The following is a 24,465-nucleotide window of genomic DNA, read 5'->3' as shown; positions in this document are numbered from 1 at the left end:
GGAGACAACGTCTCGCTGGAGGGAACGCTGATCCAGCCGATCGCGATGGAAGAGGGGCTGCGGTTTGCGATCCGAGAGGGCGGCCACACCGTGGGAGCGGGAGTCGTCTCCGCGGTTATCGAGTAGGGTTCTGCGTCCGAGCGCAGTGAGTTCACCGGGTTAGGGAGGGAGCTCGACTCCCTCCCTAACCGCGTAAAAATCCCCGGCCCGTCGCCAGGACGCGGGGACGGGTTTCAGGAAGGTTGATCATCAATGGCTACCGATGCCAGAATAGTCATAACCCTGGCTTGCCAGGACTGCAAGTCCAGGAATTATGCGACAACAAAGAATAAGCGGAATGACCAGGACAGGATAGAGCTGAAGAAGTTCTGCAAGAAGTGCCGGAAGCACACCGCGCATCGAGAGGCTAAGTAGGGCGCGCGCTTGAACGCTCCGGGTTCAACGTTCAGAGTTGCGGACGCCCGGCCTGCTCGAACCTTGAACATTGAACCTCGAGCTTTGGATCGCTGGGCCGGCTCTTTACATTCTCGCACCGATGTGGTAACATCTATGCGCAAAACGCAGGGGCATAGCTCAGTTGGTAGAGCACCGGTCTCCAAAACCGGGTGTCGCAGGTTCGAGTCCTGTTGCCCCTGCCAGATGTGTGGATACGGACTTGATGAAGCTCCCTGCGCCGCACGAAATGGCTGTGCAGAGGAGTATTTTTGTGGTTCGTCCTGAAGGACGAGCCCCCGAGGGATGTGACCATATGGCATCAATAGCAGGCAACCGAAGCCAGGCGAACTTCTTCCAGCGGGTAGCCAGGTTCTTCCACGAGGTATGGGTGGAACTCAAGAAGACATCGTGGCCCTCGTATGACGAGGTCAAGAAGTCTACGCTCGTAGTTCTCGTTGCCATCCTGATCATCACGGTCTGGATCGGCGGACTCGACCTCGTGCTGGGATGGCTGACCAAGAAGGTCGGCTGGTAGCCAACGCGAGAAAGGCTGCTCGCACAGACTCGCCGACATGATGTGAGGCTTGATTATGGAAAGGCACTGGTACGCAGTACACACGTACTCAGGGCATGAAAACAAGGTAAAGACGAATATCGAGCGCCGCGCGGAATCAATGGGCCTGAAGGACCGTGTCTTCAGGATACTGATCCCCACGGAGCAGGAGTTGCGCACGCGCGCCGGCAAGAAACGCGAGGTCGCGCGCAAGATATTCCCCGGTTACATCCTGATAGAGATGGTTCTCGACGACCAGACGTGGTACCTCGTGAAGAGCACCACCGGGGTCACGGGATTCGTCAGCTCCGGTAACAAGCCGGTCCCGCTTCAGGACAAGGAGATCGCGAACATCCTGGAGGCCGTGGAAGGCCCGCGCCAGAAGCCCAAGTTGCTCTGGGAGAAGGGCCAGGTCGTGCGCGTCATGTCCGGGCCGTTCGCGGAGTTCACCGGTACTATCGAAGACGTCAACGCTCCGAGAGAGAAACTCCGGGTGCTGATCTCGATCTTCGGCAGAGATACCCCGGTCGAACTCGACTTCACTCAGGTAGAGAAGATATAACGCGTCTCTCGTCACGCTGAATCGAGTTCGGCATGACGGTGAAGCAGTATGGTGATGGAGGATCACAATGGCTAAGAAGGTTATGGGAGTGGTCAAGCTCCAGATTCCCGCTGGGCAGGCCACGCCGGCACCACCTGTTGGCCCCGCGCTGGGCCAATACGGCATCAATATGATGGAGTTCATCAAGTCGTACAACGAGAAGACGTCTTCGCAGGTCGGCACGATCGTCCCCGTAGAGATCACCGTATTCGAGGACCGCTCGTTCACGTACATTCTGAAGACTCCGCCCGCCGGCGAACTGCTCAAGAAGGCTGCGGGCATTGACAAAGGTTCAGGCGTGCCCAACCGCGAGAAGGTCGGCAAGGTTACTCGCGAGCAGGTGCGGAGCATCGCCGAGCTGAAGATGCCCGACCTGAATGCGAACGACATAGAAGCCGCCATGAAGATCATCGAGGGTACCGCCCGATCCGCCGGCATCGAGGTGGAGGGCTAGTACCCCGTGGGAGGTCCGCATCGCGGGCCGCAGACACACCACAAGGAGGATTCGCAATGGCCGATCACGGCAAAAGGTACAACGAAGCACTTACGAAGATCGAGAAGGGCAAGCTGTGGGAGCCGGCTGAGGCGCTCGCCACAGTCAAGGAACTTGCCAACGCCAAGTTCGACGAGACCGTAGACGTCGCCGTCCGGCTCGGGGTAGACCCGCGCCACGGCGATCAGATGGTCCGAGGCACCACCACACTCCCCCACGGCACGGGCAAGTCCCGCCGCGTAGCCGTCTTCGCCAAGGGCGACAAGGCTCAGGCCGCGACGGACGCGGGCGCGGACACGGTCGGCGCGGAAGACCTCGTGAAGCAGATCGAGGGCGGATGGCGCGAGTTCGACATCCTGGTCGCAACGCCGGACGTCATGAGCATGGTCGGAAAGCTCGGCAAGATCCTCGGCCCTAGGATGCCGAACCCGAAGTCCGGCACCGTCACGATGGACGTTGACAAGGTCGTCAAGGACATCAAGAGCGCGTCGCGCGTCGAGTACAGGGTAGACAAGGCCGGCACGATCCACATGGCGATCGGCAAGGTCTCCTTCGATGCGGAAAAGCTGGTCGAGAACCTGGCGGCCCTGATATCCGCGCTCCTCAAGGCCCGCCCGGCCGCTGCGAAGGGACGATACCTGAAGCGGATCACCGTCTCCTCGACCATGGGGCCCGGCTTCGACCTCGATACACAGAAGACCCAGGCCATCGCCGAGAAGTGAGCCGCTCCACCAAGATATGAGGAAAAAGGGGACGCCCACCCGGGCGTCCCTTTGTGCTTTCTGCTGTGCTCGCGGCAACTACTGGATGACGTAGTCCGCGCTCTTGACGTCGCTGTCCGTCCAGTCCGTTTTCCAGGCCTTGGCCTTCAGAGTGCTGTCCTCGGTAATCAACACCAGGCCTGCGTACTCTGCGCTGTTCTCATCAGGCTCGGTGCCATCCGTGGTGTAGCGAACAGTCACGTCGGAAGTGTCGCAGGTGATGGTCACGCTTTGTGCGCCCGAATACGTGCCGCCGTCGGGATCGAATGACGGCGTGGCCACCTTCAACTCGTAAGTAGCGCTGTGCGTGTAGCCCGGCAACAGCCCGGACTTCCACGCTCTTGCTTTCAGAGTCGTGGACTTGTCGATCGTCACTGCTGACGTGTACTCAGCGCTGCTCTCCGTAGGTTCCGTCTCGTCGGTAGTGTACCGGATCGTCGCGCCGGTCGTGGGACACGTTATGGCGACGCTCTGCGTCGTAGCATACGTGCCTGCGCCCGGCTCGAATGCCGGCTCGCCTGCGACGCACTGCACCTGACTCAGTCCGGTGCCGTCGGCGTTCATGATCCACAAGCCCTGCGTTCCACCCACTGACCTGACGAAGGCGAGGTGTGTACCACCGGGGGACCATGTGGGATCCTGAGCCCAGCTAACCGGGTCGCCATTGTCGAGCACGCAAGTCAGGCCGGTGCTATCCGGCCTGACTTTGTATATCTTGCCATCCATATCAAACGCAATGAACCCGCTGGTTCCCCACGATATCGAGCCTACAACGCGCTCTTCATCGGTGAAGTTCGTCAACTGCCGCAGGTTTGAACGGTCAACAGCGCTCCTCGCCCACAGGTTCTCGTGCTTCAGGAACGCTGCCTGTTGGTGATCAGGAGACCACGCAGGAGTATACTCTCCGTCTCGGCTGGCAGCCAGCCATCTTATGTCTCTGCCGTTCAGCGCGGATGCGATGACCAGATCTACGTTGCCATTTCGCCCTGTCTGGATGATAAACTCACTGCCATCGCTCGATACTGCGTAGTCGGAGAGAGCAATGTCCGCTACCCGCGACTCCGCGCCGGTAGCCAAGTCCTTCTTCCACAGCCGCCGGGCGCCGGATCGGAACGACAGGAAGTACAAAGCGCCTGAATCCGGAGACCACTGAGGATGCAAGTCGGCAGCCGAATCAGTTGTCATTCGTTCCAAGCCACTCCCGTCCGGATGGATCGCCCATATGTCGCAGTTGCCATCAATGTGATCAGCCTGGAACGCGATGTACTGGCCGTCAGGTGACCATGCGGGGTGCAGAATCTCAGGCAAATGCTCAGACGGTTCCTCTGTAGCATACAGTGCGCTCAGGAGCCGTGTCACCAGGATAATGGCAAACAACTTGAGAAAAGCTTGTGTCCCGCTCACTGTTATTCCTCCGGATGTATATCAGTAACTAATAATTGGAAACTGAAAACTGCAATAGCTGTCGTGAATATATTGGGCAAACATGTGCTGGCCGAAATCCCACTTGATCAAATCCTCGTCTTCATTAGTGGTCAGCATGACCATTTCCAGGAGATTCGAGGGCATCAGATATGTGTGCGTCCGCTTTCTCCGGTCAGCCAAGGCTCGAAGCATGGTCTGTCTTGGGTCACCCGTGGCATTCCTGGTCACATATGTGCGCATTGGGCTGATTGCCGTCAAGTGATCCTTCAAGTTGTCAGCTAATGAGTACGAATCTATGATATCTGGACGGTAGCATACTTCCGTGAGCCGGTTTGTTGTCTTGTGTGTGGTGCCGGCGCTGCAGTGAAGAGAAATGAACACGGCACGATCAGGCTGATCAGCACGGAGCTGGGCGTCGACCCAACTTGCGCGCCTTTCTCGTCCACTGAGCAACATCCTGGTCTGTTCATCCCTCTTATCCAGGAACCTGGGCACATCAATAGGGTGGTACAACCTCTTCACACAATCCATGTGTGTCCACCCCGGATGCTCGATGACACAGTGAGTTGCAAGTACTCCTGCCAAGAGCTGTCTGACCCACTGATTAGCTTCTCTTTCATCCCATTCGCTGTATCGGGTTGTTCCTGTTGTCCCGGAATCCGTGCCTCCGTGTCCGGCATCAAGAAAGGCCGCAATCCCGATACTTGTCCAAGAGTAGTTGTGCTGCAGCAGTGGTCTTTCACGATGGGCTTTTTCGACAAGAGCGCCTACGTACTGCTTGTCCCCTGCCGACACCAGGAACCGATATGTCCCACCCTTGTTGAAGTTCACCTCAATATCAGGGAAGTAGATGGTGGCGTTGACTGGTAAGCTGCCGGTGAGAGATTCGCTGGCAAGCAATTCCAGGTCAGGATCGTATACATCCAGCCTTGCCCTGCTCAATTGCATTCCGGGCAGCGGTTCCATCGGGCCTGCGGAGAAGCTTACTCGCATCGTGCTTACGCCGGTCTCCTCATCGTAGGCTACTTCCTCAGCGTCCGTACTGTGAATCTGCCAGGTTGACTTGTCGCAATCCTGGTCCCAGTGGAAGGTCGGGCTTGGGTTGAACGGGTCCCAGGGCGGGTCATCGAGTATCTGGGCGGCGACGATCTTGTAGAGGTAGATACCCTTCGGCATCAGATCCCCGACGTCATTCTTGCCGTCCCATGTGTACGTATACGTTGCATTCGGACCGGCTGTCTTCGTGACGGCCTCAGTCCTTACGTGCTCTTGATCCGAGGTGAGTATCTCGATGTTGACACTGGTTTCCTGCGCAGGCGGGTACGCGTCAAAGCAGTCGGAGAGTGTGTAGGTAATGGTCGGCTCGTCTTCCTCGTCCGGGTCGTAGATCAGGTACTCCGGCTCTGCCGCTACCGTGAGGTTTGCCAGGTCGAAGGGCATGCTGTCGCTGACAACAACCTCTTCCTCGCCTCTCATCCAGGAGAACGAGGCGGTGTGCAGCCAGTCGCCATTATGCCCGCCACCGGTGGGAGCGGCACTGTTCCACCAGTACGCGCCCCTATGCGGGAACTCGCACGGCCTGTCCTCCCACATCGTCACCCACATGCCTCCGCCCAGAGGCGTCAAGAGGAACTCGCACTCGTGCGTTGCGGACTTGCCCGGCCTGTATCCGGCGACCCATTCGACTTCCATGCCCACGTTCCCGCCGATCGGTGAACCAGGATACGTCATCACTCCGTTCGTCGAGAAGACGCTGTTCACCTCCACCGAGCACTGAACATCGGCATCCGTGAACTGCTTGGCGATCGGATCGTCTCTGGCGGGATCGCCAGGCGCACGTCCGTCGCTGATAATGCACTTGGCCGTATAGTGCCCGGTGTCCGTGAACTCGCAGGTCACATAGAAGTCGTAGTACGCCCTGCCGGAGGGTTCGCCCTCGACGTGAGCGACGGTCCGGTAGCTTACGTCGAGCGGATACACCCTCGCTTGAGTGTCATTCCTGTAGAACTCCCACGTAGCTGTGACGACATCCCAGATGGCCAGCGGGTCATAGTATATGTCCTGGTCTTCCGCCCCTGTCACTCGGAACTCGGCTTCTTCCCCCAATCCGACAACCACGCTCCCCGAACTCCAGTTGCATTCGAGGCAGTTCTCGGGCACGCGCCGTCCCTCCGGGTCATTGGCCACAATCGCGGGGCCCTTCTCTTGCCCCAATCTGCCCCACGCTGCGCTGAGAATGCAGAGGAATAGCAGAGCCGCGGCTCCGACGGGCTTCATCCTCGTCATGGCGCTACTCCTCCTCCAGTTTCAGGGTTGACAAGAGCCCCGCTGCGTGCCTGGCCCATTCGGACTCAGGGTAGAGAGCGACCGTCTTCTCCAACGCGGCCTTCGCTTCCGTCTTCCTGCCCGCCTGGAACTCAGCATTGCCTATGAAGTACTGGAGGTATGCGTTCCAGTCGCTTACCGGCCTCGTAGCCAGTATGTTCTCGCACAGTAGGATGCAGCCGTCGTAGTCCTTCCGGGCGTAAGTGCAATAGGCCATGTGATAAAGTATTTCTGTCGTCAGAGTGGTCTCGGGGTATGCTCCGATTGTACTACTCAACGCCTCCCACGCCTTGTTCATGTCATTCTCGGAATACAGGTATATCCTCGCCTGGCGCAACTCGGCTTTGGCGACCGCTTCACCCTGACCGGGATACTTCGTCCTCGTGGAGGAAAATACTTCGAGGGCCTTCGTCAGGTCATCAGGCTTCTTGCGTCCCTCGAACCAGTACCTCTGCAGGTACGTTAGCCCGGTTTCCACGTAGGCATCCGCCCGCCACCCAGGATCCTTGGCATTGGCCATCAAGTAGCTGAAGGCCTCGAGTGCTTTGGTGAAATCGGGCGGTGTGCGTCGGTGCAGAACGCCGATGCGAAGCCTTGCCTCGTCCGCCTCGGGGCTTGTGGGGTAGTGGTCCACTATCCTCTGGAAATCGGCGATCCGCGTGTCCTTGTCGCCTTTGATGGTCTTGTAGTGGATAGCAGCTATTCCTTTGAGCGCTTTCGGGGCTTCGGGCGAGTTGGGGTAGAGAGCGACGACGGCCTGCCATCGGGCCTCTGCTTCAGTGCTGCCCTTCTTGTAAGCGATCCATCCGAGGTAGAACTGTGCGTCGGGAGCGAGGGTTGAGCCCGGTTGGTCCTGGAGAAGCTTGCCGAAGAGGGCCTCAGCCTCGTCAAGCTGGTTTGCATCATACTTGGCATGCGCTTGTGTGGATAGCTGATCGGCTGTCTGCAGCGCATGCGCTGGCGCGAGCGCCCCCACAACCAGCAGGCAGATCAGCCAGGTTGCCGTAGCCAATCGGCGTCTCATGGTGGATACTCACAACTCCTTTCTGTACTCTTGCCGGCAATATGACGGATGCCCGTCTTGTGCGGCACGAACAGTGGAGAAGCAGAAGGTATCTCAACTTGTATAGTATATACCATGAAGCCTCCATTGTCAAACCAAGATTTACGCCCCTGATAGAGCATCGAGAATACCAGCGTCGGACCGCGCCAGAGCATCCGGTCTGCCCGGGTGCGTACCCGCGTTGATCTCACCTGTCGGCGATCCCGGTCACGGTTCCCTCAAGGTTATGCAGAAGCCGCCGATTCCACCGATAATCCAATAGAGAGGTATCCGCAAAGACTCCGATTTCGCCGGCGGCCGGAGGCCAAAACCAATGCCGCTTGCACGTCTGCGGTCGCCGGCGATCCAGCGCGACCTCTCCGATCGAAAGGGTGTGAGGTAAGTGGCAAGGCGAACTCTGCTCGTAAGCGGCGGGTTCGGGGACCGCATGGTGCTACGGGACGTGCTGTCGTCCATCGGCTGCCAGGTAGTCGGCGAGGCCAAGACCATAGACGAATCGCTCGAGAAGTACCAGGCGCTCGAACCGGACCTCGTCGTCATGGACGCGGCCCTGCCGGACGTAGACGGCGCCGCCGCCGTCCGCCGCATCATCTACAAGGACCCCAACGCGGTGATCCTGATCTGCGCGGGCAACGGCCAGCGCGCGCTCGCCATGGACGCCCTCAGTGCGGGCGCCCGGGACTTCGTCGTCAAGCCCCTGAACCCCCGGAAGGTGCTGAAGACGATCCAACTCATGAGCAAGGAGCGATAGGAGGGCGGAAGGATGCCGGCATCGCGAGTAGACCCTGGGGGCCCGCCGCCCGCGGCGAGCCGCTCTTCGACAATACTCGTTTCCTGTTGACACGGCATCGGCTGTGGGTATACAATGCCCCGAGGCGTATCGGAGCCTGTCGGAACGGAGGTTCCGGCAGTCCGTGCGGGCTTCTCATGCCCGGAACGTCGAGTCTCGGAACCACAGCCGGATCCCATGCGTAATAAGACCGACAACTCGATACTGGCGGACACGCAGCTTCTCTGGACCAGATACAAGGGCCAGGGCGATCAGAAGGCGCGAGACGCCCTGATCAATCAGTACGCGTACCTGGTCAAGATCACGGCCGGCCGCGTCGTAACCAGCCTCCCGCCGAACATGGACAGAGATGACCTGGTCGGCGCAGGCGTAGTCGGGCTTATCAAGGCCGTGGACCAGTTCGATGTTTCCCGCCAGGTGAAGTTCGAGACCTACGCGATCGCGCTCATCAGGGGCGCGATCCTGGAGATGCTCCGCGAAGAAGACTGGGTGCCCCGGTCGGTGCGCGAGCGGGTCAAGAACCTGGAGCGGACATATCTGCGGCTGGAGATGGAGAAGGGGAGGCCGGCCACTGAGGAAGAGGTCGCCGAGGCTCTGGAAATAGACCTCGATGATCTTCATTCCCTCCTGGCCGATACGGGTCGGGCCACGCTCATGTCGCTCGATGACGTGATCATCGGTTCCGACGGAACAGAGCATGTCCATCTCGCCGACATCATCAACGACGAGTCGGCGAGTCCCGCCACCGAAATCGAAGGCCACGAGATGCGGCGCATACTCGGCAACGCGATTGACCGCCTGCCGGAACGGGAGCGCCTCATAATCGCCCTCTACTACTATGAGGGCCTGACCTTCAAAGAGATAGGCAGGGTCCTGACGGTTTCCGAATCGAGGGTCTATCAGTTGCATACACAGGCAGTGCTCAGGCTGCGCGGGTACCTCACGCACGATGTGGCGCTGTTTCACTAGTTTCCGGATCGTCCCAATATCGAGAGGAGAGCATAGCAATATGAGTAAGGCAGTCAGCAAGACCGTTCTGATGGCCATGGCGGCGCTGGTGGCCGCTTCCTTCCTGGCCGGATGCGGCAAGTCGAGCGTGGCCAAAGTCAACGGCCGGAAGATCAGCCGTCAGGAATACTACGACAGGCTCGAAAGGATGCCGATGGGCAACCCCCCGATGCAGGTGGAGGCAGGAGTTGTCGTCCTTCGCGACCTCATAAACGAGGAACTGCTGATCAGGCTCGCGGAGAAAGAGAAGGTCCCGCCGACCAATGCGCAGGTGGACGAGCGCTACAAGCAGATGGAGAAGCAGCCGCAGTTCATGGCCAAGATGAAGGAATCGGGTCTCACCAAGGATCAGGCCAAGGATCTGGTGCGCATCCTGCAGGCTCACTTCAATCTGATGACCCGCGGCATCAAGGTGACCGACGAGGAAGTCAAGAAGTACTACGAGGCGAACAAGGACAAGCAGTTTACCATCCCGGAGAACGCCGAGGTGGCGGCCATCTTCTGCGAGAACAAGGCGACGGCCGACAAGGCCATGAACCTCCTGAAGCAGAATGTTGACTTCGCCACGGTCGCCAAGCAGCTCTCATCCGATCCGAACTCCAAGGATCGGGGCGGGCGTCTCGGTCGCCCGGTCTACGTGAACGATCAGGGCCTCCCCGAAGCGGTCTGGAAGAAGGTGCTTGCGACCAAGAAGGGCGCGTACACCGAACCGATCGCCGATCAGACAGGCTTCGTCATCTTTAAGGTGATCCGCCAGAACCCCAAGAAGGTTCAGAAGTTCGAAGAGGTAAAGTTCCTTCTCTGGGACGGAATGATGAGGGAGAAGGGCGGCCAGAAGTGGAACGTGGACGCCGAACTCAACAAGTTCCGGGAGACCGCCGACGTCAAGATCATGATTGACCGATATCGCGACCAGTTGCTCCCGAAGGAAGGCGGCCCCGGAATCCCCGGCGGTCAGAAGCAAGAGACCAAGCAGCAGCCGAAATAGCGGGCGGCTCCGTGGACAGCATGCAGACAGCGGCGCCGAGGCCTGCGCGGTGATAACCATCGTGGGCCTCGGCCCCTCGAATCGCGAGCATATATCAGTGGGTGCGTGGGAGATGATACTTTCCGCGCCCACTGTTTTTGTGCGTACCCGCAGGCACCCCGTCGTCGAGGAGTTGGAGTCTCACGGCGCCAGACTCATATCGTTCGACCGCCTGTACGATGAGGCGGTGAGCTTCGACGCTGTCTACGCCGGGATCGCCGATCGCCTGCTGGAGGAGGCTGCACGGTGCGACGACGTCGTCTACGCCGTGCCGGGTCACCCTCTCGCGGGAGAGCGCTCCGTCGGAATCCTGATGGTTCGCGCAAGTGAATCCGGCGTAGAGGTCCGGATTGTCGGCTCGGAGAGCTTCATCGAGCCCGTCCTCGAAGCAGTCGGCGTCGGGTTCGATTCGGGCATCAAAGTACTCGACGCGCTGTCGCTCGATGCGGTGCATCCCGATCCCTGCGTGACGAATATCATCTACCAGGTGTACGACCGCCTGATCGCTTCCGAGGTCAAACTCGCGCTGATGGAGATTTACCCCGATGACTTTGAGATTGCCGTCGTGACCGGCGCGGGCACTCTCTTCTCGCAGGTGCTCCACCGACCGCTTTATGAACTCGACCGCGGGGAGTTCGACCACCTGAGCAGTGTCTTCGTGCCGCCTGCGCGGCATCCGAAATCCGGAACCCAGGACCACGCGCTATGAACCGACCCGGCACGGAGTTCGAGAAGCTCGTTGAGATCATCGCCCGGCTGAGAGGCCCGGACGGCTGCCCGTGGGACCGCGAGCAGACCTCCGAGTCAATCAAGCCCAACCTCCTCGAGGAGACCTACGAAGTCCTGGAGGCCATTGACAACCGCGACCCGGACGAACTGCGGTCTGAACTCGGCGACCTGATGATGCAGGCCGTGTTCCACGCCAGGTTCTCAGCCGAGCGCGGCGAGTTCGATATTGGGGACTCGCTCCGGAGCATCAACGAAAAGCTGATTCGAAGGCATCCTCACGTCTTCGGCGAGGCCGAGGTCGCCGGATCGGACGAAGTCCTCCACAACTGGGAGGAGATCAAGCGCGCTGAAAAGGGCAACGAGAACCGCACCTCGATACTCGACGGCGTGCCGAAGGCGATGCCCGCCCTCGCCCGCGCGATGGAGATATCCAAGAAGGCCGCAAAGGCAGGTTTTGAGTGGCCCGACCTCGATGCCGTCGTGGCAAAGATGGAGGAGGAGACGGGCGAGCTGAAGGCGGAGCTGGCCGCCGGTGATCGCGGGCGAATACTCGAGGAGATAGGGGACCTGCTGTTCACCGTGGTCAACGTTGCGCGCTGGAAAGGCGTTGACCCCGAGGACGCCCTCCGCGTGATGGTCGAGCGGTTCTCGGACAGGTTCCGCCGGATGGAGCGGGCCGCGCGCGACGCGGGCCGTCGGATCGAGGATATGAGCATCGCGGAGATGGACGCCGTCTGGGACCGTGTCAAGCGCGAGGGATGAGATAGCTGTCCCGTGCCTTGACGAATGACGCCGATTCTGCTACAATCCCTTCAGAGTCACCCCGGTCCGCCGGACCATGAGCGAAGGCGGACGGGGGTTTTTGTTGTCCGTACCAAATGCAGGGCGGTGCTCGCGGAAAGCAGTTCGCGGTGAGACTACTCAGGAATCTATTCAGGAAGGTGGACGACCTGCTCTCGGGCAGGCGGCCCGTGGACGAGCAGCTCTTTGAGGAACTGGAAGAGGCCCTCGTACAGGCCGACCTCAACGTCAACACGGTCGTGCGAATCGTGGAAGACCTGCGCCGCGTATCGCGCGAGGATCGGATGTCAGAGGCCGAGCAGATTCGGGAACGACTGAGGGACGAGATCGCGCAGGCGATGTCCGGGCCGGACGTCGGCCTCCAGTTCTCAGTCGAGCCTCCGACGGTCTACCTTGTCGTAGGTGTGAATGGTGTAGGAAAGACGACCTCGATCGCCAAGCTGGCCCACAGGTTCAAGCGGGAGGGCAAGAGGGTCATCCTCGCGGCGGCGGATACGTTCCGTGCCGCCGCGATTGACCAACTCGAAATATGGGCGAACCGCGTGGGGGTGGACCTCATCAGGCAGCGAGAAGGGGCCGATCCGGCGGCGGTGGTCTACGATGCGATCCAGGCAGCCAGGTCCCGGCGAGCGGACCTAGTGATTGCGGATACCGCGGGCCGCCTGCACACCAGAAGCAACCTCATGGAGGAGTTGAGGAAGATCGGCCGTGTCATAGAGCGCGAGGTCGGACGCAAGGCCGACGAAGTCCTACTCGTTCTTGATGCGACCACCGGCCAGAATGCGATCAGCCAGGCCAGGGAGTTCGCGGCGGCTGTCGGTGTGACCGGCATCGTGCTGGCGAAGCTCGACGGCACCGCGAAAGGCGGCATCGTCGTCACGCTCAACGACGAGCTCGGCATTCCGATCAAGCTGGTCGGAACCGGCGAGACGCTGGATGACCTTGAGGACTTTGACTCCGCCGACTTCGCCGCGTCGCTTGTAGGATAGCGCGGAGTTTGACAAAACCGCGTCGGGTTGGGTATACTACGATTTGCGATTCCAGATAATCGCGCAGGTTTCGATGTTTGAAAGTCTTAGCGAGAAACTACAGAGCGTATTCAAGAAGCTGAGAGGGAAGGGCGCGCTCTCGGAGCAGGATGTCAATGAAGCCCTCCGCGAGGTTCGCCTCGCCCTGCTCGAGGCCGACGTCAACTTCCGGGTCGTGAAGGATTTCGTCTCCCGCGTGCGCGAGCGCGCGGTCGGGCAGGAGGTCTTCGCGAGCCTTTCGCCGGCCCAGCACGTCGTCAAGATCGTCAACGAAGAGATGACCGAGCTGCTCGGCGGCGGGGATACCGCACTGAAGATCGCGGAGAAGCCGCCGACGATCATCATGATGGCAGGACTTCACGGCGCGGGCAAGACGACCACCTGTGCGAAGTTTGCCAATCTGATGCGGAAGCAGGGCCGGAAGCCCCTGCTGGTCGCGCTCGACGTCTATCGTCCGGCGGCGATCAAGCAGCTTCAGGTGCTCGGCGAGCAGATCGGCATACCGGTTTTCACGCTTGGGGACAAGCAGGATCCCGTAGACATAGCACAGGCCGCCGCCGGCGCCGCGGCTTCAGACGGCCGGGACGTGATCATACTCGACACCGCCGGGCGTCTTCACGTAGACGACGACCTGATGTCGGAACTCGGGCGGATCAGATCTGCGGTCCCGCCGACCGAGACCCTGCTGGTCGTGGACGCAATGACCGGCCAGGATGCAGTCAACGTCGCGGAGCAGTTCAACCGGGCGCTCGAGGTGGACGGATTCGTTGTCACCAAGCTGGACGGTGACGCGCGCGGCGGGGCGGCGCTCTCGATCAAGGCGGTCACCGGCAAGCCGATAAAGTTCGCCGGCGTGGGTGAGAAACTCGATGCCCTCGAGCCTTTCCATCCGGAGCGCATGGCGTCCCGGATTCTCGGAATGGGCGACGTGCTCAGCCTGATCGAGAAGGCCGAGGCCGCCGTGGACGCCGAGAAGGTCGAGGAACTCGAGAGGAAGTTCAGGGAGAACAAGTTTGATCTCGAGGACTACCTCGAGCAGTTGCAGCAGATGCGCAAGATGGGTCCGCTCGACCAGATTCTGGGGATGATCCCCGGTCTCAACGCCCGAGGGCTTCAGGGTGCCGAGATTGATGAGAGCAGGCTCGGTAAGGTAGAGGCGATCATTCGATCAATGACCAGGGAAGAGCGCCATCACCCGGAGATGCTGAACGGGAGCCGCAGGCGGAGAGTCGCCAACGGAAGCGGTGCGAGTGTACAGGATGTCAACCAACTCATGAACCAGTTCAGCCAGACGAAGAAGATGATCCGCGAGCTGGCGGAGATGGAGCAGGGAGGCCGCCGGAAGCGTCCGAACATCCCGTTCTTCTCGTAGGGGAGGCGTCCTCGGCCCTGTCAGGATGCGCAGGGCCCTGCAGGAACAGCGGGGACGCAGGCAGAAACGATTAGGTACGAGTCCAAAGGAGGATAGTCTTGTCAGTAAAGATACGTCTGAGAAGGATGGGCGCCAAGGGGCGGCCGTTCTACAGATTGGTCGTAGCCGACAGCCGAACGGCGCGAAACGGCAGGTTCATCGAGGTCATAGGGTACTATGATCCGATGACAGAACCTGTGACGCTGAAAGTTGACGGCGAGAAGGCTGCGATGTGGCTGGGCAGGGGAGCGCAGCCGTCAGATACAGCGAGAGCACTGCTGAAGAAGGAAGGGATCCTGGACACGTTCCTCGGCGCGAAGCAGAAGGCACCTGAGAGTGCCCCCGCGGCCGTTGAGGAAGCGCAGCCTGAGGAGGAGACTGCGCCTTCGGACGAGCAGGGATAGCAGAGCAGATCCAGGAACCGGCTTGAGCCTCAAGTCGGCCGGAGTTCGATCGGCCGAAATGCCGCTCTTTGAGCCCTTTCCGCGTCTTGAATGCCTTCACCCTGCTCCGGAAAGGAGTGATAGGATTGAAGGACATGATCGAGTATCTCGTCAAAGCGCTGGTTGATGATCCTGACCAGGTGAACATCTCCGAGATCGAGGGGCCCGAATCAACCACTTTCGAGATCAGGGTTGCTTCCGAGGATCTGGGCAAGGTGATCGGCAAGCAGGGCAAGATCGCGAATGCGCTCCGCACGGTGGCAAAGGCCGCCGCGATGCGAAACAAGCGCCGCGTCTACCTCGAGATCATTCCTTAGCGGCGATGCTTGTCCGAAGCAAGGTCGTCGTCAAGGCGGTAGTAACCGCTGAGTACAAAGATCGCTTGATCTCGCAGCTCTCCCAGGCGCTGAGTAAGGTGGAGGCCTCCCTCCATCAGCTCGAGGTGCAGGGACGGCAGTATCTTGCCGACCTGGAGGGCGCGGATTCTGCGCGCGCGGCCGAGTTCCGCGAGAAACTGACCCGTCAACAAATGCGCCAGGAGCAGGCGAAGACGAGCCTCTCGGCCAGGCTGGCCGAGGTGCGCAACATGGAGATCGGCTCCGAGCATCCGCATACCGCGCTCGAAGGCTTGTCCGAACTGAACGTCGGCGACAACCTTGCGGAGAAACTGCTTGAGACCGAAGTGCTCGTGAAGGACGATGTGATAGTGGAGATACGAAACGCCCGATGAGCGCCGACACGTGGGATGTCGTGATAGGCAAGATAACCTCTCCCTTCGGCCTCAAGGGAGAGGTGAAGGTGTTTCCTCTCACGGACTTTCCGGAGAGGTTTTCCGAACTGGCGCAGGCGTATCTCGGCACGGAGTCGGACGGGCGGATGTGGGTGATCGAGAGCGTCCGGTTTCACAAGGGACTCGTGCTGATCAAGTTTGAGGGCGTTGACGATATCACCGCCGCGGATGGGCTTCGCGGCATGGAGATTCGTATCCGGAGAGGCGACCTCGTGCCGCTCGAAGAGGGGCGTTATTATATACACGACATCGTTGGCCTCGGCGTGCTGACCACGGACGGCGAGGATCTCGGAAAGGTCGAGCAGGTGCTGACCGGATCGGCGAACGATGTGTATGTCACGCCGCGCGCGATGATCCCGGCGGTAAGGGAGTTTGTCGTAAGCGTTGACCTTTCGAAAAAGCAGATAGTCGTCAAGGCCGTCGAAGGCCTCGTGCAGGAATAACCGAATGCGGATAGACGTCCTGACCATCTTTCCCGAGGTCGTCCACGGCGGCGTGGACTACAGCATCGTGAAGAGGGCACGGGACAAAGGACTGCTCTCGGTCTTCGTGCATGATCTCCGTGATTACACCACGGACAAACATCGTACCACCGACGAGCCACCTTACGGCGGTGGCGCCGGGATGGTTATGAAGCCGGAGCCGATATTCGCGGCCGCCGAGCATGTCAAAAACGAATACTGGACCGAACAGAGCAAGATCATCCTGACTTCGCCGCAGGGCGAGGTGTTCACACAGGCCAGGGCCGCCGAACTGTCCCAGTGCCCGCACCTGGTTTTCATCTGCGGCCACTACGAAGGCGTGGACGAGCGAGTCAGGGAGCATCTCGTTGCGGAGGAACTGTCTATCGGGGATTACGTACTAACCGGTGGTGAGTTGCCGGCGCTCGTAATCCTCGATGCCGTGATAAGGCTGATGCCCGGGGTCCTCGGAGACGAGCAGTCGGCGCTCGAAGAGTCCTTCTCGGAGGGCCTGCTGGAGTACCCGCAATATACCCGGCCGGCCGATTTCCGGGGCTGGACGATACCGGAGGTGCTTCTGTCCGGTCACCACGCCGAGATTGCGAAATGGCGCAGGCGGGAGTCGCTCAGGCGCACCCTTGCCCGTCGCCCTGACCTGCTGGCGGAGGCGACTCTGTCGGAGTCGGATCGGCGTCTTCTCAGCGAACTGCAGGAGTCGGATAACTCAGAAGAGAGGGAATAGCGGTGGGGTGCGGTACGGTCCGTATCCCCTCCGAACGAAAGGCAAGCCATGACAACTATCATCCAGGAAATCGAGAAAGAACAGCTGAAGGCCGAGAAGCCGGATTTCAACATCGGCGACACGGTCAAGGTACATGTCCGCGTGGTCGAGGGCGGCAAGGAGCGCATCCAGGTATTCGAAGGCATCGTCATCGCCAAGCGCCACGACGCCGTCCGCGAGAGCTTCACCGCCCGCAAGATATCGCACGGCATCGGGGTCGAGCGCACTTTCCTCGTAAACAGCCCCAAGGTCGCGCGAATCGAGGTTGCCAGACGGGGCGCAGTCCGGCGCGCCAAGCTCTTCTATCTGCGTGACAAGGTTGGCAAAGCCACCCGAATCAAGGAAGCAGACAAACCCAGGAAATGAATGGCGTAACAGAGTGGCTCGCGAACATGCCGATCGAGTACGTTCTCGCGATCATCGGCGTCCTGTTCGTAATACGTCTGGTACTGCGCAGATACCGGTCGCCGGCTGCCAGGTCCGCGGCGGAGTTTGCCGAATCGGCCCTGCTTGCCGTCGCGCTCGTGTTTCTGCTCATCCGGCCGTTCATCGTGCAGGCGTTCTTCATCCCGTCCGGCTCGATGGAGCCGACCCTTAGAGAACGGGATCACATCCTCGTCAACAAGTTCGTCTACCGTTTTACCGAGCCGAAGCGCGGCGACATCGTCGTCTTCAAGTGCCCGCCGACGGCGGGCCCGGTGGAGGTGGACTACATCAAGCGGCTGATAGGCCGTCCAGGCGACGTCATTGAGGTCAAGGAAGGTGTTGCCTATCGAAACGGCAAGCCCCTTGATGAGCCCTATCTGCTGGAGCCGAACGACATCAGATACGATATGCCGCCCAAGAGGGTCGAGAAAGGCACCTTCTTCGTAATGGGCGACAATCGCAACAACAGCAACGACAGCCACGAGTGGGGCCTGCTCGATAGGAACCGGGTGCTCGGTAAGGCGATAGTGACCTTCTGGCCGATCCCCAGGGCTCGCCTGCTTCGCTGACGCTTCTTGATGCGCGGGGATGACGATGACCGAGTGGCTCGCAAATGTCAGTACGGGATATGTGATTGCGGCCATAGCGATACTGCTCGTCGCCCGGCTCATCCTGGAGAGGTACAAATCCCCCATCGGCAAATCTATGGCCGAGGTGGTCGAGTCGGCCATGATTGCCATCGCGCTGGTCTTCCTCCTCATTCGGCCGTTCGTCGTTCAGGCGTTCTTCATCCCCAGCCCCTCGATGAGCCCTACTCTTATGGAGGGCGATCACATACTGGTCAACAAGCTGATATACCGTTTCCGAGAGCCCAGAGCCGGTGAGATAATCGTGTTCAGAGCGCCTCCGGAGGCCTCGAACGACGGTGTCGAGAAGGACTTCATCAAGCGGCTGGTGGCAGTGCCGGGCGACGTGATCGAGGTCCGCGATGGTCAGCTCTATCGCAACGACGTCCCCGCAAGCGAGCCGTATCTCGAGGAGAAGATGGGGTATTCCCTCAAGCCGACTCGCATAGCGGAGGGCCGCCTTTACGTTCTGGGCGACAACCGTAACGACAGCCGCGACAGCCACTGGTGGGGGCAGTTGGAACGGAAGCGTGTCATCGGAAAGGCGATGTTCCGCTTCTGGCCTCCCAGGCGTTTCGGCTCTATCCAGTGACGAGGTGCTCTGATGGCCGGGACCGCATCCGATCACGCCGATCTCTGGGTCTGGGAGAGGGCTGCGCGAGAGCGGGGACACCGTACCGTCGCCGGTATTGACGAGGCCGGTCGAGGCCCGCTCGCCGGCCCGGTGGTTGCCGCGGCGGTGATATTGCCGCCCGACTGCGATCTGAAGGGAGTCTGCGACTCCAAGCAGCTCACCGCCTCTGCCCGCGAGGAGTGCCTCGACCGGATCAGGAGCACGGCGCTCCACATCGGCGTCGGCATCGTGAGCCACGAGGTCATTGACCGGATCAACATCCTTCAGGCGACCTGGGAGGCGATGCGAGCCGCCGTCCGGGACCTGGGAGTCATTCCCGACCTCTGCCTGATTGACGGCAGCCCTATCCGCGGATTCGGCCACGCGCACCAATGCATTGTCGGCGGCGACCGCGCGAGCATCAGCATCGCCGCCGCCTCGATCGTTGCCAAGGTCACTCGGGACGCCATCATGCTGGAGTATGACGGGACCTATCCCGAGTACGGCTTCGCGCGCCACAAGGGCTACCCGACGCCCTGGCACATGGACCGCCTGAGGGAGCACGGCGCCTGCCCGATCCATCGGAGGTCGTTCGCTCCCGTCGCGAGAACGATGGGGACGCTGTGGTGACGCTGAGGTCGGTTCTTGGGCGGCACGGAGAAGATCGCGCGGCTCGACATCTGGAGTCGCTCGGCTACGAGGTTCTCGAACGCAACTATCACTGCCGACAGGGCGAGATAGACATCGTGGCCAGGGAGGGCGGCGACCTCGCGTTCATCGAGGTCAAATCGCGCCGGAGCGATGCTGACGGCGCGGCCTCCGAGTCGGTCACGCGCCGCAAGAGGGGCAGGATCGTCAAGGCTGCGCTGGCGTACCTGAGCGAGCGGTCGCTGGGCGAAGTCGGCTGTCGGTTCGACGTGGCCGAGGTCTATTTCATCAACGGCAAGCCGGTGACCGTCGAGGTAATCAAGGGCGCGTTCTCCGCCGATGACGGCGGTTGAGCGCGCGGAGCGCATCTATGAGCTGGCATTTCGACGAAGGCAAGGAACGTATTCCCGACGAGGAAGATACCTACGGCGTCAACGACCAGAACGAGCACGACTACGAGGTCTGGATGCCCTTCGAGGATGCCGCGCGCCGTCGGAGGAAGCGTATTCGGTTCTTCGCAGTGATCGTTGTCGTCGCGTTCGCCCTTGCATTCGCGCTGGTGGAGTTCCGCACGCTGTTCGGTTGGTGACCCCTACTTCCCCAATTCGGACGCATAGGGCGCTGTGAGCGGGTCTCCGATGACGATGTCCCGCCAGTAGATGCAGCGCGACGCCATGTAGAAGCTCTCAGCAAGATTGTAGCCGGACACGTAGCGGTCGAACAGTATCGAGGGGATCGCCACCGCCGTCAGCGTCGGCTCGTTGCAGTACCCCTTGACGCCGGTCACGCCTGACTTGATCAGGTCTCCGATCAGCGACTGCCCCTCGTCGGTCTGCACGAACGTTCGGGCGCTCGTGGACACGGCCGTCTCCGCTATAGAGCCGGGCAGGAACTGGTTGCCGCGGTACTTGGCAAGGTCGAACTTGCCGTCGTTGCTTCCCCAGGAGCAGTAGCCCATCAGGTTCTTTCGCCTGCCCACGAAGTCCTCGGTGGTCTCGAGCATCGAGACGAATCCCTTTCCCTTCAACACCTCATGGGCCTTGCGCATGTCCTCGTTGAACTCCTTGTATCCGGCCCTCGTTTGGTTGGTGGCGATATCGAAGAGGAAGACCTGCTTCTCAGGCTTGGCGGCGAGGGCCCGATCCACGAGGGCCTTCGCGTCTTCCTTCGTGTAGCCGTCCAGCCTGGTCACCAGGTACAACCCGTACTTCTCGTGCGAGAAATGGTCGGCCTGGCCGAAATACGGGTTCTTGAGGGGTCCCTTGTTGGTGCGAGGGTCCAGCCCGGCTTCCATGCTCGCGAGCAGACTGTCCACTGCGAATCCGTTGCTGAGCGCGAACGGAACGCCCTTCGTCAGCACTATGTAGTCTATCTTCAGGTCGCCTTTGTCGAGGCGCTCCTTCACCGGCTTCTGAATGAGCTCGTATTCGCGGGTATCAATGCGTTCCTTGTCCGGACATTCGATGCGAAGGACGAACTTCTCGGCGATCCCGCGCTTCTGCGCATAGTACTCCCCCACCTCTTTCGAGGTCTCGCTCTTCTCGTTGATGACCACGAGCACGTTCGAGGGGCCGGGGGTCTTCTCCGCGGGCGGGTTGTTTGCCTTGGTACACGAGGCGGCGGCCAGGATCACTAACAGCAGGATAGCCGGCTTCTTCATTGTTGACCTTTCGACTCGGGGATGTCACATAATGTACTACGAACTCGCGGAGGCATCGGTTCCATCCGCCGCTCCCGATGCCTGCAGTTCATGCACCATGCAGGGAGTTGACCCGGCGGCCTGGAGATCGCGGGCCCACGCGAGGATGTAGGGGTCGTGCGTCATCAGCAGAGCCTGCGTCTTCTCCGACAACTCCGCGAGCATGCCGAGTATCCTGTCCAGCCTCTCGCGGTCGCAGTTCACGAACGGGTCGTCGAGAATCAGCGGGAGCGGCCTTCCGGACGACAGAAGTTCTCCGCACGCGAGCCTCAGCGCGAAGTAGAGCTGATCCAGGGTCCCCGCGCTGAGAAGTGAGGGTGACACGCCGCTGCGCTCCACGCAGTCCAGGCTGATCTGCCAGTCCGCGCTGATGTTGACCTCGCAGTACCGCCCGCCGGTGACGGCCTTCAGGCAGTCGGCCGCCCGCCCCCGTAGAGTCGGCAGGTATCGTGTGGAGACGTCCTGAGTCACGACCTCCAAAGCGGATATCGCCTCGCCGTATGCCTTGTGAAGGAACTCCAGGTCCTTCTTGCGGCTCTGGACATACTCCAGTTCACCTTCCAGCGCCGCCAGGTCCCGCGAGTTGCGGTTCTCGGCCTCCAGTTCGCCGGTGATCTGATTCAGGCGCGCCTCGTCCACCGGGAGTCTACTCTGGAGCCCCTGGAACTCCGTGCGCCAACCCTCGGCCTCTTCGGTCGTCGGCGAGTAGTCCGGGAACTCCTCCTCTATCTGCCGCCTCACCCCCGAAAGCTCGCGGGCCAGCTCCGACTCCTGGGTCTCCCAGTCCTCGATAGTGCGCGAGTTGAGAGAGGCCTTCAGCGTGATCTCATACTCGTGCGCCCGCGCCGCCAGCGCCCGATATGCCTTTAGCCTGGCCCACGCTCTGGTCGTGTTGGGGCACTTCATGTAGCTGAGGATGTTGGACTGCTCCGCCTCGACCTGGGTCAGGTCTCGCTGTGCCGATTCAGCCATCTGCTCGAGCTGCCTGCCGGCGCCGACACTGCCGGAGGCGCGCAGTTGCGCAAACCGAATCACGAGCCCCGCGGACGGGATCAGCAGCAGAAGCAGCCTGTAGTCAACTGATAGACCGAGCGCCACCCCTGCCAGGCCAAGCACCGCGCCGCCGTAGAGCCACAGCGCCGTCCGAACGCCCGGCGCGCCGGGCGAGTCCCTGTCTGCCTTCTGCAGCTCCCAGAGCCTTCCCTCGAGTTCGGCTCGCCTGCTCTCCAGCTTCGACAGGTTGTCCGCGATTTCGTCCGCCTTTCCGATCAGGTCAGCATAGTGCTCGAGCTCTTTGTGAACCTGCTTCAACTCGGCCGAAAGCTCCCTGATCCGCTTGAGACTTCCGAAGACCTCCACATGCAGTTTGTCCAGTTCCGAAGCTCGCTGACTCAAGTCCGTCCACCGCCGCAGGCGCTCGATCAACCCGCTTAGCGTAGCCATCCTCTCGGAGTCGGTCTCGATCCGACGACTGAGTGCTTCCTGTTCGGTCAGGAGGTTCGCGATAGTCTCTCGTGACCCGCGTACCTGCGCGATCTCCGCGGCAAGGGCCTGCAGTCGCGCGCAGATCTCGTCGTACTCTCTCGGCTTTGCGGGCCGAGCCTTCCCGATTATGCTCTTCTGCCGGTCCTTCAGTTTCTTGAGGGCGTCTCCCGCCGATGTCCGCTCGGTGCCGGTCACGACGCGCTGGATCTCATTGCCGATCGCCGCAAGGCCGGCGTTGTTCAGCCTCCCGATCTCCGACTGGCGGACCGAGATCGTGTTTTCGAACACCGATCTCTGCGAGATGCCAAGATGCTCCGCCACCGCCGACGCCACGGCGTCCTTGTCGGAAATCACGTCCGACGGCTCGCCGCCCGCAGTGACGGCGCCCAGGCTGCACGATGCCTCGGAGAGCCCGCGTGACAGCCGGTAGGTCCTGTCGCCGTTGCGGTACGTCAGGACCGCCGAACAGGGCCCTCCGTCCCAGTGCTCGAGGTTCTGGCCGCGTTCCCGGCCGAACAGCGCGGCGCATACGGCCTCGTGCACGGTGGACTTGCCGGATTCGTTCGGCCCCCATATCAGGTTCATTCCGGGGCAGAACTCGAAGCGAGCCTCCACGAACCGTCTGAAGTTTTCGAGCCTCAGTTCGATCAGTTGCATGGCCTCTATCCGTCGGAGAGCGCGGAGAGCCCGAGGTCCAGCGCCCGTCTCAGCAGTCGCGTCGTGTCAGTGTCGGCGGAAGCCTCGATCCGGTCGAGCAGGTGCTTGCAGAAACGCCCCCTGATGCTGTTGTCGAGGCACAGGTCAGGAGCGCCGGAAAGCGCTGACGAGTCAACCTCCATGTGCGCTACCGACTCCCGGAAGCGCGCGGGTATCTCCTCGATGGAAGCGAGCAGGTCCTGGATCGGCGCGCCGGTCAGCTTGAGACTGAGCAGCGCGTCCGCATCGCACAGCCGGCGGACGGCCTCGTCGAGCCCGGCCTGCGTCTCGAACGAGGTGCAGTCGAGTTCCGCCGCGCGCATCGTCCGGCGGTTGACCTTGACCGGCTCGACCGCAGCCTTGCCGTCCTCCGCGATCTCTCCGAAGACGATGTGCCGGTCATCGGTCTCCGGGCCGTCGAAGCCGAGTCCCTCGAAGCTGCCCGGATAGCACGCCGTAACGCCGTCCGACGCGACCGTGTTCAGGCGGTGGTAGTGCCCGAGCGCGACATAGGCGGCCCCGCAGCTTTCAAGTTCAGCGAGTGAGAACGGGTGATACCGCTCCAACTGCACCCCGAAGCTCTCGAGCGATGCGTGAAGCAGCAGTATGCAGGGGGCGTCCTTCGGCAGTTCGATCCGGTCGAACGCTCTGCGCTCCGACTGCGACCGATCGAATGCCGACCCGGCCACCGCGACCCCGAGGTCGTCCAGGACGACGTGCTCGCACTCAGGTTCGAGGAAGATGCGCAGTCCCGGCGCGTCGAGCCTGTGCCAGAAGCTGTTACTGGTGCAGAAATCGTGGTTTCCCGGGATCGCGAAGACCCGCTTTCCGGCTTCCAGGAGCCTGCCGATCCCGGCCGTCACCGCCTCGACGTCAGTCGGATCGGGGTCCGGGCGGTCGAAGAGGTCGCCCGAGACGAGGAAGAGGTCAACATCCCGCTCCAGCGCCAGGTCCACCACTCGCGTGAGTGTCTGCCTCTGGTCGCGCCGCCGCTCCTCCGCGAGCGCAGGCGGAAGGAACCCGAACGGGCGGCTGAGGTGGGAATCGGCGATGTGGACGAACTTCACGCTTGCCAAGGATGCCCCTCCTTTGCCTGGGAAATGCCGGAGTGCGGTGATGGAGCGTCGGGTCGCGTGATGCGTGTGACTGCATTATATGCCTGCAACCCGGGGATGTCAAACGCTCATCCCGGTTGCCCCCGCCGCCGTCGGCGTTCTTGTCGGCGTCGTTCCCCCCGCCCCCAGTGGCGTTCTGGTTGCTGCTACCGCCGCCTCCGCCGGATGAACCGCCGGAGCCCTTGCCCCCGCCGTCCTCCGCGTCGAAGAAGGCCCGCCATTCGTCAGACCT

30 protein-coding genes and 1 tRNA gene are annotated in these 24,465 nt (G+C 61.2%); 25 read left to right on the top strand and 6 right to left on the bottom strand.

Annotated elements, in window-relative coordinates; all coding sequences use genetic code 11:
* The 7 genes from tuf to KBC96_13715 form a co-directional block, all read left to right on the top strand.
* Positions 1-126 (top strand): elongation factor Tu (tuf, locus tag KBC96_13745; protein ID MBP6965454.1); only part of this gene is annotated, 126 nt, incomplete at its 5' end.
* Between the two features lie 126 nt (positions 127-252).
* Positions 253-414 carry a 50S ribosomal protein L33 gene (gene rpmG, locus KBC96_13740; protein MBP6965453.1) on the top strand — a complete coding sequence of 54 codons (162 nt, stop codon included), beginning with the start codon at positions 253-255 and terminating at the stop codon, positions 412-414.
* Positions 415-562: 148 nt separating this feature from the next.
* Positions 563-638: transfer RNA gene (locus KBC96_13735), tRNA-Trp, on the top strand.
* Positions 639-748: 110 nt separating this feature from the next.
* A complete protein-coding gene (gene secE / locus KBC96_13730) occupies positions 749-970 on the top strand; it encodes a preprotein translocase subunit SecE (protein ID MBP6965452.1) in 222 nt (73 codons plus the stop codon).
* Positions 971-1,025: 55 nt separating this feature from the next.
* Positions 1,026-1,550 (top strand): transcription termination/antitermination factor NusG, encoded by a 525-nt coding sequence (gene nusG, locus KBC96_13725; protein ID MBP6965451.1) that lies wholly within the window; start codon positions 1,026-1,028, stop codon positions 1,548-1,550.
* 67 nt (positions 1,551-1,617) lie between these two features.
* Positions 1,618-2,043: a 50S ribosomal protein L11 gene (rplK, locus tag KBC96_13720; protein ID MBP6965450.1), complete on the top strand. Its 426-nt coding sequence runs from the start codon at positions 1,618-1,620 to the stop codon at positions 2,041-2,043.
* A 56-nt stretch (positions 2,044-2,099) separates the two neighbouring features.
* Positions 2,100-2,804, top strand: a complete 705-nt coding sequence (locus KBC96_13715) for a 50S ribosomal protein L1 (GenBank protein ID MBP6965449.1) — start codon at positions 2,100-2,102, stop codon at positions 2,802-2,804.
* A gap of 78 nt (positions 2,805-2,882) precedes the next feature.
* Here KBC96_13715 and KBC96_13710 read toward each other — a convergent pair whose 3' ends face one another.
* The 3 genes from KBC96_13710 to KBC96_13700 all read right to left on the bottom strand — a co-directional run bounded on the left by KBC96_13710 (position 2,883) and on the right by KBC96_13700 (position 7,617).
* Positions 2,883-4,151, bottom strand: coding sequence for a chitobiase/beta-hexosaminidase C-terminal domain-containing protein (locus tag KBC96_13710; protein MBP6965448.1), 1,269 nt, complete (start codon positions 4,149-4,151; stop codon positions 2,883-2,885).
* Between the two features lie 117 nt (positions 4,152-4,268).
* Complete coding sequence (locus KBC96_13705) at positions 4,269-6,554, bottom strand: N-acetylmuramoyl-L-alanine amidase (GenBank protein ID MBP6965447.1); 2,286 nt, start codon at positions 6,552-6,554, stop codon at positions 4,269-4,271.
* Positions 6,555-6,558: 4 nt separating this feature from the next.
* Positions 6,559-7,617: a tetratricopeptide repeat protein gene (locus KBC96_13700; protein ID MBP6965446.1), complete on the bottom strand. Its 1,059-nt coding sequence runs from the start codon at positions 7,615-7,617 to the stop codon at positions 6,559-6,561.
* 421 nt (positions 7,618-8,038) lie between these two features.
* Here KBC96_13700 and KBC96_13695 point away from each other — a divergent pair, with 421 nt between their 5' ends.
* From KBC96_13695 to KBC96_13610, 18 genes are all read left to right on the top strand, one after another.
* A complete protein-coding gene (locus KBC96_13695) occupies positions 8,039-8,407 on the top strand; it encodes a response regulator (GenBank protein ID MBP6965445.1) in 369 nt (122 codons plus the stop codon).
* Positions 8,408-8,623: 216 nt separating this feature from the next.
* Positions 8,624-9,415, top strand: coding sequence for a FliA/WhiG family RNA polymerase sigma factor (locus tag KBC96_13690; protein MBP6965444.1), 792 nt, complete (start codon positions 8,624-8,626; stop codon positions 9,413-9,415).
* Between the two features lie 40 nt (positions 9,416-9,455).
* Positions 9,456-10,442 carry a peptidyl-prolyl cis-trans isomerase gene (locus tag KBC96_13685; protein MBP6965443.1) on the top strand — a complete coding sequence of 329 codons (987 nt, stop codon included), beginning with the start codon at positions 9,456-9,458 and terminating at the stop codon, positions 10,440-10,442.
* Positions 10,443-10,491: 49 nt separating this feature from the next.
* Positions 10,492-11,190: a hypothetical protein gene (locus KBC96_13680; GenBank protein ID MBP6965442.1), complete on the top strand. Its 699-nt coding sequence runs from the start codon at positions 10,492-10,494 to the stop codon at positions 11,188-11,190.
* Entirely contained in the window at positions 11,187-11,972 is a 786-nt protein-coding gene (gene mazG, locus KBC96_13675) for a nucleoside triphosphate pyrophosphohydrolase (protein MBP6965441.1), read from the top strand. The genes KBC96_13680 and mazG overlap by 4 nt, the downstream gene beginning before the upstream one ends.
* 116 nt (positions 11,973-12,088) lie before the next feature.
* A complete protein-coding gene (gene ftsY, locus KBC96_13670) occupies positions 12,089-13,000 on the top strand; it encodes a signal recognition particle-docking protein FtsY (protein ID MBP6965440.1) in 912 nt (303 codons plus the stop codon).
* A gap of 73 nt (positions 13,001-13,073) precedes the next feature.
* Entirely contained in the window at positions 13,074-14,411 is a 1,338-nt protein-coding gene (ffh, locus tag KBC96_13665) for a signal recognition particle protein (GenBank protein ID MBP6965439.1), read from the top strand.
* A 98-nt stretch (positions 14,412-14,509) separates the two neighbouring features.
* The gene (gene rpsP, locus KBC96_13660; protein ID MBP6965438.1) at positions 14,510-14,854 is read left to right on the top strand and encodes a 30S ribosomal protein S16; all 345 of its coding nucleotides are present in this window, start codon (positions 14,510-14,512) and stop codon (positions 14,852-14,854) included.
* A 134-nt stretch (positions 14,855-14,988) separates the two neighbouring features.
* Positions 14,989-15,210, top strand: a complete 222-nt coding sequence (locus tag KBC96_13655; protein MBP6965437.1) for a KH domain-containing protein — start codon at positions 14,989-14,991, stop codon at positions 15,208-15,210.
* 5 nt (positions 15,211-15,215) lie between these two features.
* Positions 15,216-15,623, top strand: coding sequence for a hypothetical protein (locus tag KBC96_13650; GenBank protein ID MBP6965436.1), 408 nt, complete (start codon positions 15,216-15,218; stop codon positions 15,621-15,623).
* A complete protein-coding gene (gene rimM / locus KBC96_13645) occupies positions 15,620-16,126 on the top strand; it encodes a 16S rRNA processing protein RimM (GenBank protein MBP6965435.1) in 507 nt (168 codons plus the stop codon). The genes KBC96_13650 and rimM overlap by 4 nt, the downstream gene beginning before the upstream one ends.
* A 4-nt stretch (positions 16,127-16,130) precedes the next feature.
* Entirely contained in the window at positions 16,131-16,886 is a 756-nt protein-coding gene (gene trmD / locus KBC96_13640; GenBank protein MBP6965434.1) for a tRNA (guanosine(37)-N1)-methyltransferase TrmD, read from the top strand.
* A gap of 48 nt (positions 16,887-16,934) precedes the next feature.
* The gene (rplS, locus tag KBC96_13635) at positions 16,935-17,291 is read left to right on the top strand and encodes a 50S ribosomal protein L19 (GenBank protein ID MBP6965433.1); all 357 of its coding nucleotides are present in this window, start codon (positions 16,935-16,937) and stop codon (positions 17,289-17,291) included.
* 26 nt (positions 17,292-17,317) lie between these two features.
* Complete coding sequence (gene lepB / locus KBC96_13630) at positions 17,318-17,920, top strand: signal peptidase I (protein ID MBP6965432.1); 603 nt, start codon at positions 17,318-17,320, stop codon at positions 17,918-17,920.
* A 136-nt stretch (positions 17,921-18,056) separates the two neighbouring features.
* Positions 18,057-18,569 carry a signal peptidase I gene (gene lepB, locus KBC96_13625; protein MBP6965431.1) on the top strand — a complete coding sequence of 171 codons (513 nt, stop codon included), beginning with the start codon at positions 18,057-18,059 and terminating at the stop codon, positions 18,567-18,569.
* A 12-nt stretch (positions 18,570-18,581) separates the two neighbouring features.
* Positions 18,582-19,220 carry a ribonuclease HII gene (locus KBC96_13620; GenBank protein ID MBP6965430.1) on the top strand — a complete coding sequence of 213 codons (639 nt, stop codon included), beginning with the start codon at positions 18,582-18,584 and terminating at the stop codon, positions 19,218-19,220.
* Positions 19,214-19,591, top strand: coding sequence for a YraN family protein (locus KBC96_13615; GenBank protein MBP6965429.1), 378 nt, complete (start codon positions 19,214-19,216; stop codon positions 19,589-19,591). Before KBC96_13620 ends, KBC96_13615 begins: the two co-directional genes overlap by 7 nt.
* A gap of 17 nt (positions 19,592-19,608) precedes the next feature.
* Positions 19,609-19,827, top strand: coding sequence for a hypothetical protein (locus KBC96_13610; protein MBP6965428.1), 219 nt, complete (start codon positions 19,609-19,611; stop codon positions 19,825-19,827).
* 3 nt (positions 19,828-19,830) lie between these two features.
* On the opposite strand, the gene KBC96_13605 is transcribed toward KBC96_13610, so the two are convergent.
* From KBC96_13605 to KBC96_13595, 3 genes are read right to left on the bottom strand one after another with little or no spacing between them, the layout of a single operon-like run.
* Positions 19,831-20,898 (bottom strand): TIGR03790 family protein, encoded by a 1,068-nt coding sequence (locus KBC96_13605; protein MBP6965427.1) that lies wholly within the window; start codon positions 20,896-20,898, stop codon positions 19,831-19,833.
* Positions 20,899-20,934: 36 nt separating this feature from the next.
* Complete coding sequence (locus tag KBC96_13600; protein MBP6965426.1) at positions 20,935-23,079, bottom strand: AAA family ATPase; 2,145 nt, start codon at positions 23,077-23,079, stop codon at positions 20,935-20,937.
* A gap of 5 nt (positions 23,080-23,084) precedes the next feature.
* On the bottom strand, positions 23,085-24,194 hold the full coding sequence (locus tag KBC96_13595) for a DNA repair exonuclease (GenBank protein ID MBP6965425.1): 1,110 nt from the start codon (positions 24,192-24,194) through the stop codon (positions 23,085-23,087).
* Between the last annotated feature and the right edge of the window lie 271 nt (positions 24,195-24,465).

The organism is Armatimonadota bacterium (assembly GCA_017993055.1).
Taxonomy (GTDB): domain Bacteria; phylum Armatimonadota; class UBA5829; order DTJY01; family DTJY01; genus JAGONM01.
The sequence above is the reverse complement of the archived record's forward strand: the minus strand, read 5'-3'. Positions and strand labels throughout refer to the sequence as shown.